This window comes from Streptococcus sp. DFI.7.26 (assembly GCF_022240605.1).
GTDB lineage: Bacteria > Bacillota > Bacilli > Lactobacillales > Streptococcaceae > Streptococcus > Streptococcus xiaochunlingii.
Genome location: NZ_JAKOGN010000056.1, coordinates 1 through 327, shown reverse-complemented (window position 1 = coordinate 327; position 327 = coordinate 1). Strand labels below are relative to the sequence as shown.

General features: G+C 40.4%; 1 protein-coding gene. It reads right to left on the bottom strand.

Annotated elements, in window-relative coordinates:
* Nucleotides 1–327 (bottom strand): phage tail tip lysozyme (locus L0M85_RS09900; protein WP_238656945.1); only part of this gene is annotated, 327 nt, incomplete at both ends.

The window sequence follows — 327 nt, the reverse complement described above, 5'->3', positions numbered from 1 at the left end:
CTAAATCATACCACTTCTTATTTTTGATATGTGCATAATTCAATAAAGCTGTATGACGTGTTGAACCATCTGCGGTATCTGTCCATTGCCCTAAACCTAGACCTCTATGAAGAATATTAGGATAAGCACCACTATAAATGGCTGGACCTCCAATCGCTAACCAGCTTTCATCATCCCATGAGGAATCGGTAGCGCCAACAGGAGGAGATAAATAATCTCCTTCAGCTCGTTTAGGATTAATAGAAGACTCTACCGACCAATTTCCTAAAATTGCCGCAATGGCTTGGGGACTTGCCCCTTGAGATTTCAAAAACTCATAAATATGTT